Source organism: Tissierella praeacuta, from assembly GCF_040396155.1.
Classification (GTDB): Bacteria; Bacillota; Clostridia; order Tissierellales; family Tissierellaceae; genus Tissierella; species Tissierella praeacuta_A.
Genome location: NZ_JBEBOY010000092.1, coordinates 1 through 3,523 on the forward strand (window position 1 = coordinate 1; position 3,523 = coordinate 3,523).

Consider the following 3,523-nt stretch of genomic DNA (forward strand, 5'->3'; position numbering starts at 1 on the left):
TTGTTACAGCATCAATCAAATGTTAGGAAATAACGTAAATCTAGGACACATTAAAGAACTCATATTTGGATAATATTTCCAACCTGTTTTCTTAGAAGGTATCTTTTTTCAAAAAAGTAACTGGTAAATTTATCTAGTATCAAATTTACTAACACAACAGGTTAAAGGATGTTATTAATAAAGATGATAATACTGTGTCTGTAATCAATGGAACAACGGGCACAGTAGTAGCTACTATACCTGTTGGCGATTTCCCTCTTGGAGCTGGAATATTATGTTCATAAGCAAAATAATAGATTAGATAAATGTAAAAGTTTATTTATAAAGAGACCCTTTTAACAGGTCTCTTTATTATTTAAAGTAGAAATAAAAAATCATGCATTAAACGAAATACAATCCTCTCAATCTAATTTATTTACTAATACCATTATTATTCTGTTCAACTCCAAACTTTCAAATATACCTCTAATAGAAATGTAAACTCCATTTATCATTAAGTAATTTTTACCTTTATATTTGAATCCATTTACATTAATTCTGTTTTCTAATAATAATTAGGTTGTTGAATAACTAAAATTACCAATTAAAAAAGTCGCTACTTTCTAGTATCATGTTAAGTGCTAACCAAACAATCCATAGAAAGGGCGACTAAAATTATTATATCACTTAACATGATAAATAATACCCCCTTTTATCAAGTCTGTAAAAAATTACAAAATATATTTGATAAATTTGCATCTAAAACTAATTATAAAAAGGTTGGTAGACCTAAGAAATATTCAGATTTACAGATAATGCAATGTTTAATGTATAAAGTTATGAACAAAATCTGTTGCTTAAGAGAGCTAGAATGGGAATTATCTAATGATGCTTTAGCTATTAAGATTATTGGTTTAATAGATATTCCAGATCATTCAACCTTCTCTATTAGAATCAAGCAGATTGAAAAAAGTTTATTTTATCAAATATATAGATTATTTGTATTATTGCTAAATCCTGATGTAAGAGTTTGCTCTGTAGATTCGACTGCTTTAAGAAGTTCTAAGTTTGACTCTGAAGCTAAAAAAGGGAAATCTACCAGATTAGGTTGGTATCAAGGATATAAACTTCATTTAGTCAGTTCTCTAGACTCGATTCCCATAGCCTTTAATTTTACAACTGCAAATGTTTATAATAGTAACTGTAAAGAGTTAATTAATGAATTAAAAGATTATGATATATTTGTACTCCTAGGTGATGCTGCTTATGACAGTGTTAAATTATTTAAACTATGTGATGAACTTTCGATTAACCTACTAACTAATATAAACCTTCGTAAAGCTAGGTCTATAGATTCTATAAAAAATGAATACAGAAAAAAGAATATACTGTATCTACAATCCCCTATTGGGGAGAAACTATATAAAAATCGAATTACAATTGAAAGATTATTTTCAGCATTAAAACAACGCTATAACTTAGAGAATCCACGATTATACGGAAATAGTAAATATAAATCTCACGTTATGTGGACTCTATTATTATATTTAATTGAGAAACTGATCGACCAAGAAAAAGGGGTTAATAATTTAAAATTTCCTTGGAATAAATAGGTAATAGCTAAACTCATCAGTTATTATATAGTAATTATTCGACAAGCTAATAATAATATATAAATCCAACTTTCAAATTTACTTCATTATTTATTCTTGCTGCTGTTACAGCTAACATATAGTCTACAATTGCTAAACCTACTGATGTTTTTAAAAGTATGTTCCAGTCTCCTAATATTATAGTTATTACACCACCTATCAATAATAAAATCATTTTTATCCATATTGTAAAATTATTTTCTACTTTAACACCTCTGAAAACATTAATTTTTTTACATTAATCTACTTTTTAATCATACAATACTATTTTTTTGCCAATACTAACATCGGAGGTGTTAATATGAAAAAATTTATTTGTATAATATTTATCTGTATTTTTACTTTAGTGGCTTGTAAAGGCAATCAAGTTCCATTACCTACTCTTCCTAATATGGAATTCGTTGAAATTTCTCATCAACCTAATGAAGAAAATGATTATACCACTGCAGTTTATACCATAAAAAATACAACTCGAGAAGAAGTCACAGAAGAATATATAAAAATACTTGAAAATGACTCTTGGGATGTAACCTTTATCAATAAGCCACTTCTCATAGAAGCAACAAAAGGTAATAAAGAAACAATGATATTTCTTTTTAATGAAGATAATGATGTCTACTTAACTGTCTTATTTAAGTAATATTGATAAAAGGGCAATAAAAAAGAGCATCTTCTATTGCCCTCTTATACCGCTATTTTCCTTCAACTTGTGTTAATAAATATTCAACTACTAGAATTTGGCACATTTCTGAAATACTCTCTATTTTTTAATTCTATATTCTCAGTTCTCAATTCTTCTGCTTCTTCATACAAATAATCCATCACTTCAAATATATCTGCTTGCATTTCATTTTTCTAGATTTCCTTTTCTTCTTTTATTTCACTAAAAGGATTCTTATTGATTATCTCAATTACTCAAAAGCACCTCTAAATCCATTTATAACTACCTCCCTTTAGATACTCCTTTCTCGTTAATTCCACACCTATTGGCTGCTTTAGTATTGTTTATGAAGGTATAGTGTGCTGCCATTACTCCCCGCTCATCTATAGCTTCAATTTTAATACTGTGTTGATTTATAGATAGCTTATACTAATCCTCTTAGCGATAGTAAAAGTATTTGTTACCCATCTGCAGCTTGATACTCTCATTTTAATATATTATTTATATTCCTCTACACCAAATGAATAAACAAACACACATATATCATCATTAGAGTAAATTTTTATTCTATATCTATTTCAACTTCATTCATTAAAACTAATCCATAAAAAGAGATTTTAATCTACTCTTTGATTTTACGACTGACTTTTTACCTAAATTAAAACTAAAAAATAGTTCATTCTTGATTTTGCTTTATAAATTAACCCTAGTATAATTTTTCATCACTAACTAATTATATTAAAAAACAGATCTTAGAACAAATGCTCTTTGACCTGTTTTCTCTATGAACTGATTCTTTCAAAGTAACCCTTTAACTTTACTCTCCTATTATTTACTTAATAATATTTCTTACAATCAATGTATTCCTGTACTATTCTTAAGGTTTCTCCAAATCTTTGAAAATGAACTATTTCTCTTTCTCTTAAAAATCTCAATGTATCTATTACTCCTGGATCATCACTTACCCTAATTAAATATTCATAAGTTGATCTTGCTTTTTCTTCTGCTGCCATATCTTCATGTAGATCCGCCACCGGATCAGCTTTTGACTGAATATATCCTGCTGTCCAAGCCTGACCTCCTGCATTATGAGGAAATGGACTCTTACCATGATTTACATAATGCGCCTCAAAAGGTGTTCCTTTTATCTGACTAACTGATGCATCTTTTACTAATCTCCATACTAAGGTTCCAATTATTTCCCAGTGTGCTAATTCTTCTGTGCCTATAT

The 3,523-nt window shown here is 28.1% G+C and carries 6 protein-coding genes; 3 read left to right on the top strand and 3 right to left on the bottom strand.

Features of this window, described 5'->3' with window-relative positions:
* The first annotated feature begins 173 nt into the window (after window positions 1-173).
* Together ABWP20_RS18380 and ABWP20_RS18385 are read left to right on the top strand one after the other, a co-directional pair.
* Complete coding sequence (locus ABWP20_RS18380) at window positions 174-284, top strand: hypothetical protein (RefSeq protein WP_353097834.1); 111 nt, start codon at window positions 174-176, stop codon at window positions 282-284.
* Between the two features lie 369 nt (window positions 285-653).
* On the top strand, window positions 654-1,592 hold the full coding sequence (locus tag ABWP20_RS18385; protein ID WP_503012558.1) for a transposase: 939 nt from the start codon (window positions 654-656) through the stop codon (window positions 1,590-1,592).
* Window positions 1,593-1,638: 46 nt separating this feature from the next.
* Here ABWP20_RS18385 and ABWP20_RS18390 read toward each other — a convergent pair whose 3' ends face one another.
* Entirely contained in the window at window positions 1,639-1,806 is a 168-nt protein-coding gene (locus tag ABWP20_RS18390; protein ID WP_353097827.1) for a phage holin family protein, read from the bottom strand.
* A 126-nt stretch (window positions 1,807-1,932) separates the two neighbouring features.
* On the opposite strand from ABWP20_RS18390, the gene ABWP20_RS18395 reads away from it, so the two are divergent.
* Entirely contained in the window at window positions 1,933-2,271 is a 339-nt protein-coding gene (locus ABWP20_RS18395) for a hypothetical protein (RefSeq protein ID WP_353097829.1), read from the top strand.
* Window positions 2,272-2,354: 83 nt separating this feature from the next.
* Here the strand turns inward: ABWP20_RS18395 and ABWP20_RS18400 are convergent, their stop codons facing one another.
* Window positions 2,355-2,477, bottom strand: a complete 123-nt coding sequence (locus ABWP20_RS18400) for a hypothetical protein (protein ID WP_353097830.1) — start codon at window positions 2,475-2,477, stop codon at window positions 2,355-2,357.
* 651 nt (window positions 2,478-3,128) lie between these two features.
* The coding region (locus tag ABWP20_RS18405; RefSeq protein WP_353097832.1) for a manganese catalase family protein at window positions 3,129-3,523 on the bottom strand (395 nt) is incomplete at its 5' end.